Genomic DNA, 16,187 nt, shown 5'->3' with positions numbered 1-16,187 from the left:
ATTAGATTTAATATAAATAAAGATGATATGAAAAAAATTAAATATATCGCGCTGGCAATTATAGGTATTGCGAGTATAGAAATTGCAAATGCACAAGGTAATGCTCCTATGTTAGGCGGTGGAGTTCAAGGGTATGTGCCTAGAATTTCTTTTGATGGAGGTAAAACAATTCGGAATATTGGGGGTGTGCAAAGGGAAGTAGAAGGATCGCCATTTATTAATGAAAAATGGACTAAGGGTATTGTTTATTTTGTGAATGGCCAATCTGGTGAAGCAGAAAAATTAAATTATGATGCTATAGATAAAGTATTGGTAACACAAAGAGATGGACAAGAAATGTTGTATAGTCAGCCAATTAAAGAGTTCATTTTAAAAGACGGAACAAAAGATCGTAAATTTAGAAAAGTGAATGATAATTTCTATGAAGTATTATATGATGGAAATACTAAACTTTTAAAACTACATACCAAAGCGATTATTGAGACTGCATCGTATGGTTCTGCACAACCTATTAATAAAATAGGTGATGAGGCTATTTTCTATGTGGCAGGTCCAAATAATACATTTGAACAAGTAAAGAATGATAAAGCTTTATTAGCTGCAGTTAGCGCTAAACAAGAGGCTGTAAAGAAATATGTTAAAGATTCTTCTTTAAACCTTAAAAAAGAATCTGATATGGTTAAACTTCTAACTTATTTTGACTCACTTTAAGTGTTAAACTGACTAATATAAAATAAGCGCTTGTTATTTTAACAGGCGCTTATTTTTTGTCTATACTATATTTACCAGGTCCAATAATAAATAAACTCAAGCAAACGATTCCTAATTCTATTGCATGTGAAGCACCAGCAAATCCCTCATTTTTGCTTAAATGAACACTTGCAGCAACAACCATTGTAAACATTAAAGAAAGGGCAGAAATCCTCGTAAATAAGCCTAATACTAGTAATAATCCCCCAATAAATTCACTGGCTGCACCTAAAAAGCCCCAAACAACTGGCATTACCGTTATTCCAAATATTTGCATACTTCCGCCTAATCCTTCCCAACCTTCTAATCCGCCAGTAATTTTAGGGTAACCATGTATCATAAAACAGATACCAAGTCCAATCCTAAGTAATAATAAACCTTCGTCTTTTTTGTTGTGTAATGATTTAAATAATGCCATTTTTAAAAATTTTGAATTAAAGATACTTTTTCTTTAGTGATGTTTAGTTTTGCTATACCACCAACTTTTATAGCCATGTTATTTTCTATATGACCTATTGGAAAATCAAAACAAACTGGATAGTTATATTCTTCAACAATTTCTTTTATAATCTCATTGGGGTTTTGTCCGAAATAAATAGATTCTTCTCCAAGTTCGTTAAAACAACCAACAATTAAAGCCTTTAAATTTTTTAATTTTCCAGCTCTTTTTAACATACGCATCATTCTATCTATTGCGTATTCATGTTCTCCCACATCTTCTAAGAACAGAATTTTATCATCAAAATTCATTTCAGATGCCGAGCCTTCTATATTAATTAATAAGGCTAAATTGCCCCCTATAATTTCTCCTTCTACCGATCCAATTTTATTGAACTGGTGTGAGTCGGTATTTATTTCTAACAACTCACCGAATAATATTTTTCGTAAACTTTCTAACGATGCGGGTGTTGCTTCATCAAAAGTCATCGGCATTTGCCCATGAATGGTAGGAATTTGAAAATTAGCGTAGATATGAGAAAGAAGGATGGTAATGTCTGAAAAACCTACAATCCATTTTGGATTGTTCTTAAAATTTGTGAAATCTAGTTCATCAATTATTCTAATCGTTCCATATCCGCCTCTTGCGGCAATTATTGCTTTAATTTCGTTATCGTCTAAATATTGTTGAATATCTCGAGTTCTCAAGACATCGTCGCCCGCAAATTGATGATGACTAGCATTTACTGTTTCGCCTAAAATCACTTTCAATCCCCAGCTTTCTATGACTTTTATGCCGAATTCAATAGATTTTGGCAACTTTTTAGCTGGACAAACTATCGCGATTTTATCGTTTTTTTTTAAATAATCAGGTAACATATACATGCTTAAAAACACTTATCTTTGTCAAACCTAATAAAATTTAAGTTTATGCTTCAATTTTATTGATAATTAACCCAATATTGGTGCTTAAAGTTCAGCGTTTTGAATCCAGAAGAAATAAAAAGATATACCGTAACCGCAGCCTTACCCTATACTAATGGACCGGTTCATATTGGCCATTTGGCCGGAGTTTATTTACCCGCAGATGCTTATGTAAGGTACTTACGCTCGAATAATAAAGATGTGATTTTTATTTGTGGCTCAGATGAAAATGGGGTTCCAATTACTTTGAGAGCAAAAAAAGAAGGCATTACTCCTCAGCAATTGGTAGATAAATACCATAAAATAATTGGTGATTCATTTAGAGATTTTGGGATTTCTTTTGATATATATCACAGAACTTCTTCTGCTACACATCATGAAACAGCTGAAGGTTTTTTTGCTCATCTTTTAGAAAAGGGAGTATTTACTGAGGAAATAACAGAGCAATATTATGATGAATCTGCCAACCAATTTTTGGCAGACAGATATATTACAGGAACTTGTCCGAAATGCGGTAATGAAAATGCTTATGGCGACCAATGTGAAGCTTGTGGCAGTACATTGAATGCAACAGATTTAATAAATCCTAAATCAACTTTTTCCGGAAATAAACCCGTATTAAAGGAAACTAAAAACTGGTTTCTTCCATTGGATAAGTATGAAGCGCAGTTAAAAGAATATATAGAATCGCACAAAGAATGGAAATCTAATGTTTATGGTCAATGTATGAGTTGGCTAAACGCTGGATTACATCCTAGAGCGATGACCAGAGATTTAGATTGGGGAGTAAAAGTTCCAGTAAAAGGTGCAGATGGTAAGGTGCTATATGTTTGGTTTGATGCTCCAATTGGATATATTTCTGCTACTAAGGAGTTGTTTAAATATTCGAATAGTGGAAGTACGCATCCAAAGGCCGAAGAGTATTATATGAATCAGCGAGTTAAAGCTGAAGGAAACTGGGAAACTTATTGGAAAGATAAAGCATCTAAATTGGTTCATTTTATTGGGAAAGATAACATTGTATTTCATTGTATTATTTTCCCAGCGATGTTAAAAGCACATGGTGATTATATTTTGGCTGACAATGTTCCTGCAAATGAGTTTTTGAACCTTGAGGGAGATAAAATATCTACCAGTAAAAACTGGGCTGTTTGGCTAAATGAATATTTGAAAGAATTTCCTGATAAGCAGGATGTTTTACGTTATGTGTTAACAGCAACAGCTCCAGAAACTAAAGACAACGATTTTACTTGGAAAGATTTTCAAGCTAGAAATAATAATGAGTTGGTTGCCATATTAGGTAACTTCGTTAATAGAGTTGTGGTATTAACCCATAAATATTATGGAGGAAAAGTTCCAGCTTTAGGCAATTTAACAGAACAAGATAAAGCCGTGATTGATGAGATGGCATCAGCTCCTGCAAAAATTTCTTCATCAATAGAACAATATCGCTTTAGAGAAGCACTAGGAGAGGTAATGAACTTTGCTAGATTAGGAAATAAATATTTAGCAGAAACTGAACCCTGGAAGTTGATAAAAACAGATGAAGAGCGTGTTAAAACGATACTTCATATCAGCATTCAAATAGTTGCCAATTTAAAGGTGTTAATTGAGCCTTTCTTACCATTCAGTGCGTTAAAACTATCGAGAATGATTAATTATGGTTCACATAATTGGTTAGATGCGGGTAAAATTGATCTTATTCCGAGTGGACATCAATTAAATGATGCTGAGTTATTGTTTATTAAAATTGAAGATGCGGAGATTGATGCTCAAATTGAAAAATTAAATCAGACCAAATTAAATAATATTCAACCCAAAACTGTAGAGCCAGCAAAGGCAAATATCCAATTCGATGAATTTAATGCGATGGATATTAGAGTGGGGACTATTTTAAGTGCAGAAAAGGTAGAAAAGACCAAAAAATTATTGAAATTAAAGGTCGATACCGGAATAGACCAACGTACAGTAGTTTCGGGAATTGCAGAACATTTTGATCCAAGTACTTTAACTGGTCAACAAGTGAGTATTTTGGTGAATCTGGCTCCGAGGGAAATAAAAGGAATTCAATCGGAGGGTATGATTTTGATGGCGGAGGACGAAAACGGAAAATTGGTATTTGTATCCCCTTCTTCTTTAACCAGTCCAGGTTCTATTATTAAATAAAAAATATAAAATGTTTAAAAAGCCACCTTCTGGGTGGTTTTTTTGTGCCTGTATTTTTAGGAACGACATCTTGAAATCTAAATAGGTTTCTTGAAAGTTGTACGATTCTCTCAATTTCTTAAAACTTGCCGATAAACCTTCTGTTTTTTTTAAGAAGACTTTAAAATTAAATTATATGAAAAATAATAATGGTAAAAATGAGGAAATGCCAAATGCAGCACTCCATGAGTTGTTTGTAGAACAATTAAGAGATGTTCTTGGTGCTGAGCGACAATTATTAAAGGGGTTGAAAAAAATGTCGGCAGCAGCCGTTAATCCTGAACTAATAGAAGCATTTAAAAGCCATCATGATCAAACTGAAGGTCAGATAGAAAACCTCAAGCAGGTTTTTGATTCAATTGGGTTAACAGCACGAGGAAAAAAATGCAAAGCTATGCAAGGATTATTAGATGAGGCTGAAGAAATTATAGAGGAATTTGAAGACAACGAAGCTTTGGATGCAGCTTTAATTGGTGCGGCTCAAAAAGTTGAGCATTATGAAATTGCTACTTATGGATGTTTGGTAACCTATGCAAAACTGATGGGTCATACTGAATCAGAAAACTTATTACAAGAAATTTTAGATCAGGAAAAAGAAACCGATATACTGTTAACTGAAATAGCTATGTCTGGTGTAAATGCAGTGGGTTCTTAAGTAGATTGAACCAAGTTAATGAGCCCCAATCATAAAAATGGTTGGGGCTTTTTTTAAATGGTAGCCATTAAAATTTAATTAATGAAGTTTTTAACTTGCTTTTGGAGTAAAAAACATCGTTTTATTTATAAATTTTAATAGACAGCTTAACCGTTTATATATAAATCATAAATTCGATTAATCAACCCAAATACAATTAATTACATTAACTATATTTGTAACATAAATTTTGGTCCCATAGTTCAACGGATAGAATAGAAGTTTCCTAAACTTTAGATGTGAGTTCGATTCTCTCGGTCAAAATCACTCGTCAATGCATTTAAATGTTTCAATTTCAAGGAATTACACCCGTAAAATTTCTTGTTGCTTTTTTAATAAATATAAGTAAAAATGTCAAATAATTGGCGCAATTTGGCGCATCTGTTGGCGCACGATTTCATCACAGCAAACCGTTATCTGCAAAACTGTAATAGCCATTATCAGTTACTATTAAGTGGTCAAAGACTGTAATCTCTAGCAACTTCGCTGCGTTACTTATTTTGGAAGTCAACTTTATATCTTCTTCACTAGGTGTTAATGCTCCCGATGGGTGATTATGTGCAAGAATCAAATTGCATGCGTTAGCTTTCAAAGCGCATACGAAGATCAATCTAGGGTCAACTACTGTCCCTGTAATTCCTCCTACAGATAAATTCACAATCCCTAATACTCTATTACTCCTGTTTAATAAGAGTAGTTTAAATTCTTCATACAATGAGATAGTTTCCAAGTTCCATCCATTTAATAAAACAGAGTAAGCGTCCTGTGATTTACTAATCTTAGGTCGTTCAGAGATTTTAAAGTGTTGTTTGTAGCTTATTTTCACTTCAGCTACTTTGAATAAGTTTTGTTCCATATGATTTTAAATTAATTATGGAACATGAGCAAGCTTTCTAGCCAACTAAATAAAGGAGGAACGGAATAAATGGAAGGTGCGTGGACATAGGAAGCGTTTATGCCGGAAATTCCTTGTAATGTGTTGGAGAGACAAGCTTAACTTGGTTCATTACATTAATGTATTTTTTTTGGATAATTATTTCCTTTTGAATTGTAATAAATCTTATTCTATAGGAATTATTATTTTTCTAAAAAAAAAGTCAAATTCTATTAATTCTACCCCTTTGGCTTCCAAGTTTTTAATGGTTATTTGATTTGTAATTGAAATGATAGAAACATATATTAGAGATTAAAATAATTTAAAATTTTTGGATATGTTAAAAGTGCCTATAAGAATATTATTAGTATTTATTTGTGTTAGCACCTTGGGATGTGACACGAATGATCGGAACAATCAAACAGTAAATGAATTCAAAATGGAATCTGCGGCTGATGGATATCACTTGCTTCATGTTGCTTTTCAAAATGAACCTGAGGCTGAATCGATAAAGAAGTTTGTAGACCCAATTCTCAAGCGTCATGGCCATGATATAGATTTTGACAATATTAACAGGTTAGGCTCAATGATGATTGGCATCAGAAAAAGGAGTGCTGTGGGTGTAACGGAAATGGACGTTTTAAAACATATGTATCAAAATGGTAGCAGTAATAACACATTAATTGAACAAGCTGCGATATCTGCATTTTATTTAGAAAAAACGATGTAATAATAGGAATTGATTTAGCATCTTAAATTCTGAATAAGTATCCTAATAATTGCCTATATAATCTTATTAAGGAAAGGAGTTTAAAATCTGGATATTAATAGAATTTATTAAAATGATATTTGCTGCTCTCGTTTAGTTTATATCTACACAATTAATGGATAATTCACATCTAACCTATGTTATTTTGAAAATTATTTTTACTTGATCGTTTTACCAATAGGTATATATACCCCCTTTAGTAAAATGGGAAAAGATGGAGGTTGGGGAATTTTGTAGGTTATGTTTTAAAAGCTGAAATTTGCTTTATTAGCTTATAAAAAAATATGTGACTACTTTGATTCAAAGCTGCTGTCCAGCTATGCGCTAAGAAATTATCTGCAAGTGGAAAATTATCCGAAATAGCTTCCGCTATTAGTTGCTTCTGACAAGAAAACGTGAGCGTTTATGGCGGAATTTCTCTAAGCGTGTTGGGGAGAAAGGGTAATTTGGAGATATAATTATTTTAAATAGATAGTTTTTAATAGTTCCAATAGAAGAATAAAATTCTCGTAAATTCATCTTAGTATCAGCGTTGACGTGAACAAAACCAATAACATAAAAACTGTTTTAATGCATAGCCGTTTTGTTTTAAAAAGCCTGCCAAAAGAAATAAGCCAAGTAAATGATTTTTATAGCTTGGAAGAACATAAGAGTAAACTCGCTTCCAGTTATACTGCAGATTAAACTTTCTTTGTCACTTTTATCCATTCCTTATCTACCACTCCCAAAGTTTTTAACACCTCTTCTTTATCTAACAAGTTAGGTTGTTTGATATTAATAACTAAACTCATTTCAGGGATGTCTTCGACTATAGTAAATTGTGATCCATGAGGCTGCCATGTAAATTTATGCTTAAATGTAGACTTCTCATATCCTTCTAAATTATTTCCCTTATTCCATTTCCAAGTAAATAATTCTGGATCATATCTTATAGTGTCTAATTCGAATACCACTACTTCGGTTAAATCATCAGACTTTACAAGAACAACAGTTCTAATATTTGCAAATCTCTCTCTTACCGAAGAAACCCTCTCATTCCAAATATTTAATACAGAAGGACCCACAACATTTGGGTCTGCTGATGTATCAATAGTATCCCCATAAGAGTATACAGGGGAGTTTCGTCCAGAAATGAGTCTAACTTTAGTTGCTTTTGATGGTGTTTTGGCTTTAACACTTTTTGCACCCCAAGCGGTATTACCCAGCACCACATCGTCTAACCCGATGTTTGATGGCTTCCATTGAGCTCCAATTGCGATTGCAAACATGGCTTCCCATTCATTGCCTTCTAATATTGGTTTTCCTTTAGAGGCTAAAAGATAAATTAATTCTCTACCTAATTTAACGGCAAATTCAGATGGGAAGTGGTTTAAAGGGAACGGTGGAAAAGTTTTATCCACCGAGCGTAATTTGGGTGATTTATAATTCATCATAAATTAACTTCGTATTCCTGAATAACCTCAGACATATCAACCGATTTAGCGACATATGGAAGAAGTTTTTTGATTACAGCTCTTACCATGTTAACAGGGACTGCATTCCCAGCTTGTTTTTTAGCTTGACTATCGCTTTTTGTAATCTTATATGTTTCGGGAAAGCCTTGCAGTCTAAACATCTCTCTAGGAGTTAATCGTCTTTCTCCGTTAACTAGTAGATAGCTGTGAGAGGCACCCGATCTCAGGGCACATGAATACGGATAAGAACTTATATTGCCAGACTTGTTCTCATGCCATATGGAGATTTTATATGAAGACTGATGTGCTTGCTTTCGCTTTTCTCTAATGTAATCAGAAGCAAAATATTTTTTGTCTACATTTTTTTCTAATATTTCCACAAGGGGTTTGAAAGGCCTTATTGGAGATGGGTAACTAAATAAAATAGGATCTTTATGTCCTACAATTATTATACGTTCACGTTTTTGAGGAAGCCCATAATCAAGGGCATTCAAAACGGAATACTTTGCTGAATAACCTAGATCTTTAAGTGTTTTCATGATAACTTTCAAAGTATTTCCACTATCGTGACCTACAAGTTGTTTAACATTCTCTAATATAAATGATTTTGGTTTTTTAACCTTAATAATATTAGCAATATGAAAAAAAAGTGTCCCTCTCGTGTCTTCAAAGCCTTTCATCTGTCCTATTATACTAAAAGGCTGACATGGGAATCCAGCGAAAAGTATATCATGATCAGGTATATCTTTAGGATCAATAGTAGTGATGTCTCCATATGGGCGTAGTTTGAAGTTATCTTCATAACTGTTTTGACAGTGTATGTCAATATCCGAAGCAAAAACACAATTTGCTTCAAGATTTAAGTCCTCACACGCTTCATTCATTGCTATGTGAAACCCTCCTATTCCACAGAATAAATCAATGAATTTTATATTTTCCATATTTTTTCAAATTTAAAATTAGTTTCTATTTTACAAACATTAAAAAGCAAATAATTTATCTTTCAGAAGGGGGGTAAATATACTAAAATATTTAGTATTTGTCTCGTGTTGTTTTGCATGAATTATTTTATTAAAATAAGATTTTAAATGATTAAATGAAATTTTTTACTCTGGCCGCTGTCTATCAAGTTCACCTTAAATGGAATTTCCATTTGTAAACATCAAATGAACCCTTCCGAGATTCTTAACCTCAACAACTGTCCAATTAATATCATAATATCTTCCTTCTGCTATATGGCATACTTTCACTCTTGCTTCTTTAACAAGCTTTTCAGCATAGCTTCCAAATATGGACATAATTCTAAAAGCGATGCTTTGGAAAAGTGTATTAAATATTACTTTATAATTTTATTTAAAAAATTTACAATTGATCTACAAGATTCGTTGGCTTGAATCTTGGCGGTTTCTAAGTAATCTGTTTGCTTAATACAAACTGTATTACTCATTCCAGATTTCTGGAGTTGACCAACTGTAGCCACAAGGGACTTTTTATAATCGTATTTTACATTGTTTATTTTCTTAATAATACCATTTTCATAACGTTCGACCTTTCCCTTAAACAAATTGGTTTGCTCATGAATGCCTAAAAATTCCTCAGCTTTTGAAAAAATATCATCGTTATCTAGTTTCATTAAAGGTATAAGGATGTCTTCTAACCTCCCTGTTTGTGATCCGATTTCAGTGATGACAAACACTCCGATTTCCAAGTCTCCGATAATTTGCACAGTACCGTTTTCCTTAAAGACATCAACTTTAATATCAGGGAAAAATGACATGAGTTCTTCAGATATCGAATTCAAGCGTTCCTCTACCCCATCGTTATCAGCATCCACCAAATACGCTATAACGTATTTATGATCCTCAGAAAAATCTGCTGCACCATCATCTCCTAGAACAACCACATCATCAATTGACTTTATTATTTTCTCTCTTAAAGCGGCGTTTTGAACGCCCATCAACGGATATAAAAGAATGCAATTTGCTTCGTTTTCATCAATTAATACATCGAAAGGATAGATACGTCTATTTGCCATATCATATGTCATTTCTGATACAGTTAAGTCACTATGATGTTTCGGATTTGTAAGAAATCCGAAAATTGGCCCTGGTAACGCCTTAATTGGCTTCCTAAATTCAGAGTACCCGTTTGTTTTTAAAATCTTATAAAGAAAGGCTGCATCATGAGGACCTTCCAATAGGCAAACAATAACATTCATAGTTAACTATCTTATATCTAGATTTAAATTTTCCACTAAACGCTCTAATCTTTTCCCCTCTACGTGCTTGCAGTTAATTTCCCCATCTCTGTCACTTAATATATAGGCAGTTAAATCTTCATTGTCGCAGGTATTTTCGATAAAAGCATCAATACATTCCTTACTATGTGTGGTCATGAATACCTGTACATTAAAACGTTTGCTAATTGTTTGTACAAACTCAGTAAAATCAATAAGTAAAGATTTGTGAATTCCACTATCGATCTCGTCAATACAAATTATTCCATTTTGACTGTAACCTATTAATAGAGCTATTTCAAAAATTCTCTGTAAACCTTCGCCATATTTAGTTATATCTATAACGTTGTCATGTTTTAATGAGGACACTTGAAATCTACTATCGCCTTCTATGTTGACCATTTCAACTTTCTCGATATTTGGATCTAGGAAAGATCTTATAAAATCCATTATATCTTGGAAATATTTTTCTCGAATTGCTTTTGCATGTGCATTTTTAACCAGTTTCGGATTATGCCTAAATGGACTAGTAAATGTCGCATAGCATAATGAATGACTTTTTGAATAATACAACTCGGGTTCCCTATTTGTATACAGATTAACAATACTGTTAAAGGATTCATCACCTACTTCAGCATCAAATGATATTGATGAAATATAATTCAATTTATCAATGTCCTCATCTTCTGAGACACTTCTAGATATGGATAAACTTGTATTAGCAGAATTAAAATCACCTTGGATTGATATAGGAGTAAAATTTCTGTCAATCCACCTTGAGTGAAAGTCATTATAAAATTTCCCGCGATATTGCTCAACCTCTATAAAACCATTTATATTATTCATCTGGCTTAGGAGGTAAATTGCTTCTATAAAAGAAGTCTTCCCATAATTATTACTACCTACGAAGATATTGATCTTTGATAGTTTTTCAATTGTGATGTTCTCTAGCCGACGATAATTATATATCTCAATTTTGCTAAAATGACTATTTATTTGATCAAAATAGTTTTGAGAAAGTCTCTCCGTGTTTGAAATCAAACTTCGACTGCTTGGCAGTAACTTGTCCAGCTTGTCCCGAAGAGTAGCGATTGTAATAAAATCACGCTCAATCATATACTCACTAAATTGGAAAGCTACTTGCGTCTCTTTTCTAATTATATCAATAGCATTGTGCAATCTAGTCTCTCCAATGGCATCACTAAAAGTAAAACCCGCAGTAATATTACGGCTACGCTCCATGTGGTCTATGGCTTTTTTATCCGTGATAATTTTTGACAGATCTCTTATTTCATGGCTTTTGGTAATTATCGGCTCCTTAATAATTATTTGCTGGTTTTCTTCACCTTCATCGTCAACAAATTCTTCTCTAGAAATCCACGAGAAGAGCTTTTCTTCATTTTCTAAAATAGTAGGTTCTAATTTGTTATCGTCCCAACCCAACCAAGATTTTATTTCCGTTTTTTTGATAATCTCTTCGAAAAGAGAATACATGTTTGGCTCGAATTGATCTCCAAAGTCACTATTTTTATAGCGTTCTATTAACGCTAAGACTCTTATATTTCTTCGTAAATTATGTTTTGAAATTGAAAGGGAATTACAAATATCTTCTTCCTGCATTCCATGGATGTATTTAAGGTCTTTGATCAACTGTGCTTGATTTACTGGTGACCATTTACGTTTTCCACTAATATGGTGCAGTCCCATAGTGATCAAATGTTGTATTGGATTATCACCAGAGATTGAAACTACCTCAATACTTTTGAAAGATTCCAAAGTGAGTTTGCCGACATTATTCCCTTTTTTAAATTCTGAGTAAAGAAATTTTAAAGCAGCTGTCCTTCTATTTCCCTCAATAACTAAGAAATTATCATCTAATGTTTTAACTTGAATTGGATCTAATTTAAGTATACCATTAGCTTTGAAACTCGTAATTAGATCAGAAACATTATCGTTGTTCTTCCCTACTAACAGGTTAAAAGTTTTTTGCTGAATTCTTGGATCGCTAATATCAACTTCGTCAACTTTGTGATATTCCTTACTATCTATAAATCTATAGTTATTTGGATCTAGAAATAATCTATCAATATGTCTTGAAATAACTTTTGTTTCCATGTTGAAATAAAAAATTAAATATAACTAAAATAGATTAAATCAATATTCGACTTACTTTAGTACAACATCAGCTAAAACACAAATAAAGACTTACACATAAATAGACCTATTAAAATACTCTCCTAATCAGAGTTTTCTAAATCTAATGCATTACTACTCCGTAAGACCGACAAAATAAGCTGCTATTAAGCAGGCTCACCATCAGCGAACTGAGTGAAGGTCTCTGAAGGGAGAGTACAAAGTACGACTTCAGAGACATGTTGCAAACACAAGTAACTCTAAGTTTTCAAAATACTCCCCGCGAGGTTGTTTTAGTTACGCAGCCTGAACGATACGCAGGTGAGCAAAATAATCAAGCAACGGTGATTTTATAAAAGCTTACACAACGTGTTTAGCTTATAAAAGATGAGAGTTGCGAATGACGACTGACCTCTCTATCCGCAAATAAAATGACAAAGAGATTTATTCCCAATTATTTCTATCCTCTATTTGGCATAAATATTTGCAAGATTGGGAATGGAGGAATACCGATCTTCCTGATTAATTTTAATCCTAGCTGGAGAAAAAGTAAATTAATGCGAGTCGCGCTAAAAGGATTAAAAATAGAAAAACCCCCACTGTGCTAATCCAATAGTCTAATTTTTTCTTATCCTTGTCAATCCAATTTTTTAGCTCCTCTAAAGTACATACCTCTAAACCCTTTCCATTGTGATTTTCTCCTATTGGAATTGAAGGATTGGGATTGTAGACTAACAAAATTACTGTGGAGGAAAGGGGATAATAAGCTCTTATGTGTTGAGGGAGGCTAGCTGGAACGCCACGCATGGCGATTGGTTCCCCTCCAACTGATATAATTTCGGGATGCGTATTGTCACTTAAAAGATCTTTGAATTTTTTTTGTTTACAGTAACGCTTCAAAATCTTATATATACTGCTGAAACGCACTTTATCTTTTTTAGCATAAAACCAGTTGGTAGGGTAGCCATACGGTTTACTAAGATACTCATAGGCCTTCAATAAATGCTTTCTTCCTGTCAATATATCTATCACTCCTAAATGTTCAAGTGTTTTGTACAAAAAGGTAATTAGCAAAGGAATTAAAAGTGTAAGTAATTCTTTCGCATTCATAAAATTTGAGTTGCTAAAAATAGTAAATTATAGTTTTGACTTTATTCAAACATACAGCTTAATAATTACTTCTTCAATAGATACCATTTGTATTTAATTCAAAAAAAGAGCCAAATCACTGCAGCTCTTTTTCTATGGTGATAGTTAAAGCATCTAGTCGCTGTTCTTCCTCTCTTTCTCTCATGATAAGTATGTATGCGTAGTTTAACAATTCTTCAGTAGGCTCATCAATTGCCATCAATTTCATTGCATTGTCATTGGCCTTTAATGCTTTCGGTGTTTCTATTAAACCTTCTATTGACCACCATCCGTAGATGGAATTTGTATCTTCAGCTTCCTGCTTGATATTATAAACGCAATTGTAGCAACCTAAAATAGGTTGATTAGTGATTTTTGTGGTGAAAACCTTACCGATAATCGTTGTTATCGTGACATAATTGAGCTTATATTCTTCACTTCCACAGATTGGGCAAGGAAGGTCGCGTAAATTTTCTGCAGTTCTATGAACCAATTGTATAAAGTGGTTTCGATCTTCAATAAGATCATCTATTTGAAACCAAAGAGGAAGTTCCCTTTTCAGAACTTCCTCTCGCAACGCTTGTAATCCTTCAGGTGTCAGTTTGAAGACATCGTTCTCCGCAATTCTATGCAGTTGCTCTTCAGACATCTTCGAGTAGTTCTTTCTTAGCTCATCAATATGGGATTTCATGTTGTAGGTTAGTTTAACTGAGTATTGGTATTATAGCATTTTATTAAAATAGATCAATGTTGCCATTCTTACTGGCTAATGAGTACTTTGGCGAAACCTTGGTAGACATATGTATTACCATCCATTTTGATCACTATCAAGAAACGCCCCTGTTTACCTTCTTTAGCTAAATCTATTGTTACTGGCAATTTTCGCTTCAAACCTTTACGATCAATCGAATCCCAAATGTAATATTCCTCAGAGTTACCTGAACTCTTCTCCTGCACCCAATTTAAGCTACCGTCCATCAATATTCTCGTGCCAGAAAAATATGTTAGCTGGGGCTTGCCTTCTCTCATAGAATCAAAAGCAAATGATAAAGTCCCACTTTTACTTTCTTGGATTAGAGTGGGCTTCCCATTAAGTGTAGCAGAGTTAACAGGAAAGTCGAGGATTGCTCCTTGTGAAAATGTACCGATACTAAATAGCATCAGTGCCATCGTCATGATGATTGCTTTCTGCTCCATGAGGTTATGAATAGCAGGTAAATATTGAAAGCAAAAGTAAAGTTTGTTTCATCGATTTCTATTTTTATTGATTAGCAAAATTGCGATACCGATCACAATAATGATCACTGTAGTCACCATTTCAATATTTGTCATTTGATTTTGTTTTTAAAGACCAAGCCTAATACCCATACAATGATTATTATAAATAGTAGGCCTTTGAAGACATTTAGTATCTCGTCCATAATTATTGGCTTACAGTATCATCAATGGTTCCGTCAGCATATCGAATCCTTAGAATTTGAACGAGCGGTGTCTCTTTAGACCCACCTGGGAGTTGAGGGACTCTAAATTTATCGGTTGAAGCGTATCCAGGCTTTAGATTAATAGTTCGGACAACAGTAGTTGATGAGCTTGCCTTAAGTGCACGGCTAACAGATGTATCTTCCCAGCCTGAAAAATCACCAAACTGGAAAACGTATACGACTTGTGCAACTTGCTTTTTAAGCTTGTTTTCAAGCTTAACTGTTACATAGGGATTGAACTGCTCATCGTATGTAAAATTAAAGCTCTTCGCAAGTTTTTGAGCAAAACTGGAAAATCCCATAAAGCAAGAGAAAAAAAGAATAGTTAGAGAGACTTTAAAATAACTCATTGAGTATAATAGATTTGATTAGCTGATGCCCCTCAATCAGCGTTTAAAAACATAACAAGCGCAGGGACAATAACCATTTTCTGTAAAGAGAGGTACCTAGGAGAACCTACACAAACAGATAGGTTACGCCCTGCGCTTATTGCGCAGGGCGTAACTCTAACTATCCTTGTTTGTGTATACGAAAATTTCCTAGGTTTTCTCTCTTACAAGAACTTTAGCTAACGCTTATATTTTAATTAATTTACTTTCTTATAGTTTTGTTTTTTTCGCTAATGTATAGATAAAGATTGGACAAAACAAAGGTGCTGTCAGCACCTTTGTTTTCTAAGCAGATTTTTTGTCTTCAATTATAATGCTTACGTTTTCTATTTCCCCGTCCATTACTCGTTTGTAGTAGTAATTTCTAATCTCAGTAGGAGTACTTGCAATTCGTATTGAATCTTCAATATTTAGGTGAGTTGCATCAGCCATAGAATATTTGAAAATGGCTCGTAGCATTTGAGTGTGTAGTCTGTTTCCAAATTTCTCGATAGCTTCACTGTCATAAGCGACATAGATCACGTATGCGCCAACCTTATTTTTAGATAAAGTGAAGTTCCAGTAAAAGCTTAAGAACTCACTTATAAGGGTTTCACTTCTTCCAATTTTTGCATGGTTTACTAAAACTGTAGTACGATATTTCTGACTGTCAAAAATAGTTAGCATCTCTCTAGCTGTTGTAACTATCTTTTCAAATAGATCTTCAACTGCT

Annotated in this window: 17 protein-coding genes; 4 read left to right on the top strand and 13 right to left on the bottom strand. The window is 33.5% G+C overall.

Going from position 1 to position 16,187, the window contains the following annotated elements; all coding sequences use genetic code 11:
- The first annotated feature begins 27 nt into the window (after nucleotides 1–27).
- Complete coding sequence (locus VRU49_RS03035; protein ID WP_330145304.1) at nucleotides 28–711, top strand: hypothetical protein; 684 nt, start codon at nucleotides 28–30, stop codon at nucleotides 709–711.
- 49 nt (nucleotides 712–760) lie between these two features.
- Here the strand turns inward: VRU49_RS03035 and VRU49_RS03030 are convergent, their stop codons facing one another.
- Nucleotides 761–1,168: a DoxX family protein gene (locus VRU49_RS03030; protein ID WP_330145303.1), complete on the bottom strand. Its 408-nt coding sequence runs from the start codon at nucleotides 1,166–1,168 to the stop codon at nucleotides 761–763.
- Nucleotides 1,169–1,170: 2 nt separating this feature from the next.
- The gene (locus VRU49_RS03025) at nucleotides 1,171–2,073 is read right to left on the bottom strand and encodes a S66 peptidase family protein (protein WP_330145302.1); all 903 of its coding nucleotides are present in this window, start codon (nucleotides 2,071–2,073) and stop codon (nucleotides 1,171–1,173) included.
- A gap of 99 nt (nucleotides 2,074–2,172) precedes the next feature.
- Here VRU49_RS03025 and metG point away from each other — a divergent pair, with 99 nt between their 5' ends.
- Together metG and VRU49_RS03015 are read left to right on the top strand one after the other, a co-directional pair.
- Nucleotides 2,173–4,278 carry a methionine--tRNA ligase gene (metG, locus tag VRU49_RS03020; RefSeq protein WP_330145301.1) on the top strand — a complete coding sequence of 702 codons (2,106 nt, stop codon included), beginning with the start codon at nucleotides 2,173–2,175 and terminating at the stop codon, nucleotides 4,276–4,278.
- Nucleotides 4,279–4,453: 175 nt separating this feature from the next.
- A complete protein-coding gene (locus VRU49_RS03015) occupies nucleotides 4,454–4,972 on the top strand; it encodes a YciE/YciF ferroxidase family protein (RefSeq protein ID WP_330145300.1) in 519 nt (172 codons plus the stop codon).
- A gap of 439 nt (nucleotides 4,973–5,411) precedes the next feature.
- On the opposite strand, the gene VRU49_RS03010 is transcribed toward VRU49_RS03015, so the two are convergent.
- On the bottom strand, nucleotides 5,412–5,867 hold the full coding sequence (locus VRU49_RS03010; protein WP_330145299.1) for a JAB domain-containing protein: 456 nt from the start codon (nucleotides 5,865–5,867) through the stop codon (nucleotides 5,412–5,414).
- A 406-nt stretch (nucleotides 5,868–6,273) separates the two neighbouring features.
- Between VRU49_RS03010 and VRU49_RS03005 the strand changes: the two genes are divergently transcribed.
- On the top strand, nucleotides 6,274–6,615 hold the full coding sequence (locus tag VRU49_RS03005) for a hypothetical protein (RefSeq protein WP_330145298.1): 342 nt from the start codon (nucleotides 6,274–6,276) through the stop codon (nucleotides 6,613–6,615).
- A gap of 719 nt (nucleotides 6,616–7,334) precedes the next feature.
- Here VRU49_RS03005 and VRU49_RS03000 read toward each other — a convergent pair.
- The 10 genes from VRU49_RS03000 to VRU49_RS02955 all read right to left on the bottom strand — a co-directional run bounded on the left by VRU49_RS03000 (nucleotide 7,335) and on the right by VRU49_RS02955 (nucleotide 16,141).
- Nucleotides 7,335–8,087 carry a hypothetical protein gene (locus tag VRU49_RS03000; RefSeq protein ID WP_330145297.1) on the bottom strand — a complete coding sequence of 251 codons (753 nt, stop codon included), beginning with the start codon at nucleotides 8,085–8,087 and terminating at the stop codon, nucleotides 7,335–7,337.
- The gene (gene dcm, locus VRU49_RS02995) at nucleotides 8,084–9,049 is read right to left on the bottom strand and encodes a DNA (cytosine-5-)-methyltransferase (RefSeq protein WP_330145296.1); all 966 of its coding nucleotides are present in this window, start codon (nucleotides 9,047–9,049) and stop codon (nucleotides 8,084–8,086) included. Before dcm ends, VRU49_RS03000 begins: the two co-directional genes overlap by 4 nt.
- 195 nt (nucleotides 9,050–9,244) lie before the next feature.
- A complete protein-coding gene (locus VRU49_RS02990; RefSeq protein WP_330145295.1) occupies nucleotides 9,245–9,406 on the bottom strand; it encodes a hypothetical protein in 162 nt (53 codons plus the stop codon).
- A 38-nt stretch (nucleotides 9,407–9,444) separates the two neighbouring features.
- Nucleotides 9,445–10,326 carry a DUF3226 domain-containing protein gene (locus tag VRU49_RS02985; RefSeq protein WP_330145294.1) on the bottom strand — a complete coding sequence of 294 codons (882 nt, stop codon included), beginning with the start codon at nucleotides 10,324–10,326 and terminating at the stop codon, nucleotides 9,445–9,447.
- 6 nt (nucleotides 10,327–10,332) lie between these two features.
- Complete coding sequence (locus VRU49_RS02980) at nucleotides 10,333–12,459, bottom strand: AAA family ATPase (RefSeq protein WP_330145293.1); 2,127 nt, start codon at nucleotides 12,457–12,459, stop codon at nucleotides 10,333–10,335.
- Between the two features lie 552 nt (nucleotides 12,460–13,011).
- A complete protein-coding gene (locus tag VRU49_RS02975; protein WP_330145292.1) occupies nucleotides 13,012–13,587 on the bottom strand; it encodes a hypothetical protein in 576 nt (191 codons plus the stop codon).
- Between the two features lie 115 nt (nucleotides 13,588–13,702).
- Complete coding sequence (locus VRU49_RS02970; protein WP_330145291.1) at nucleotides 13,703–14,254, bottom strand: hypothetical protein; 552 nt, start codon at nucleotides 14,252–14,254, stop codon at nucleotides 13,703–13,705.
- A 110-nt stretch (nucleotides 14,255–14,364) separates the two neighbouring features.
- Complete coding sequence (locus tag VRU49_RS02965; protein ID WP_330145290.1) at nucleotides 14,365–14,802, bottom strand: hypothetical protein; 438 nt, start codon at nucleotides 14,800–14,802, stop codon at nucleotides 14,365–14,367.
- 226 nt (nucleotides 14,803–15,028) lie between these two features.
- Entirely contained in the window at nucleotides 15,029–15,436 is a 408-nt protein-coding gene (locus VRU49_RS02960; protein WP_330145289.1) for a hypothetical protein, read from the bottom strand.
- Between the two features lie 324 nt (nucleotides 15,437–15,760).
- Nucleotides 15,761–16,141, bottom strand: a complete 381-nt coding sequence (locus VRU49_RS02955; protein WP_330145288.1) for a hypothetical protein — start codon at nucleotides 16,139–16,141, stop codon at nucleotides 15,761–15,763.
- Nucleotides 16,142–16,187 lie beyond the last annotated feature (46 nt).

It is taken from the genome of Pedobacter flavus (assembly GCF_036324285.1).
Taxonomy (GTDB): Bacteria; Bacteroidota; Bacteroidia; order Sphingobacteriales; family Sphingobacteriaceae; genus Pedobacter; species Pedobacter flavus.
The sequence above is the reverse complement of the archived record's forward strand: the minus strand, read 5'-3'. Positions and strand labels throughout refer to the sequence as shown.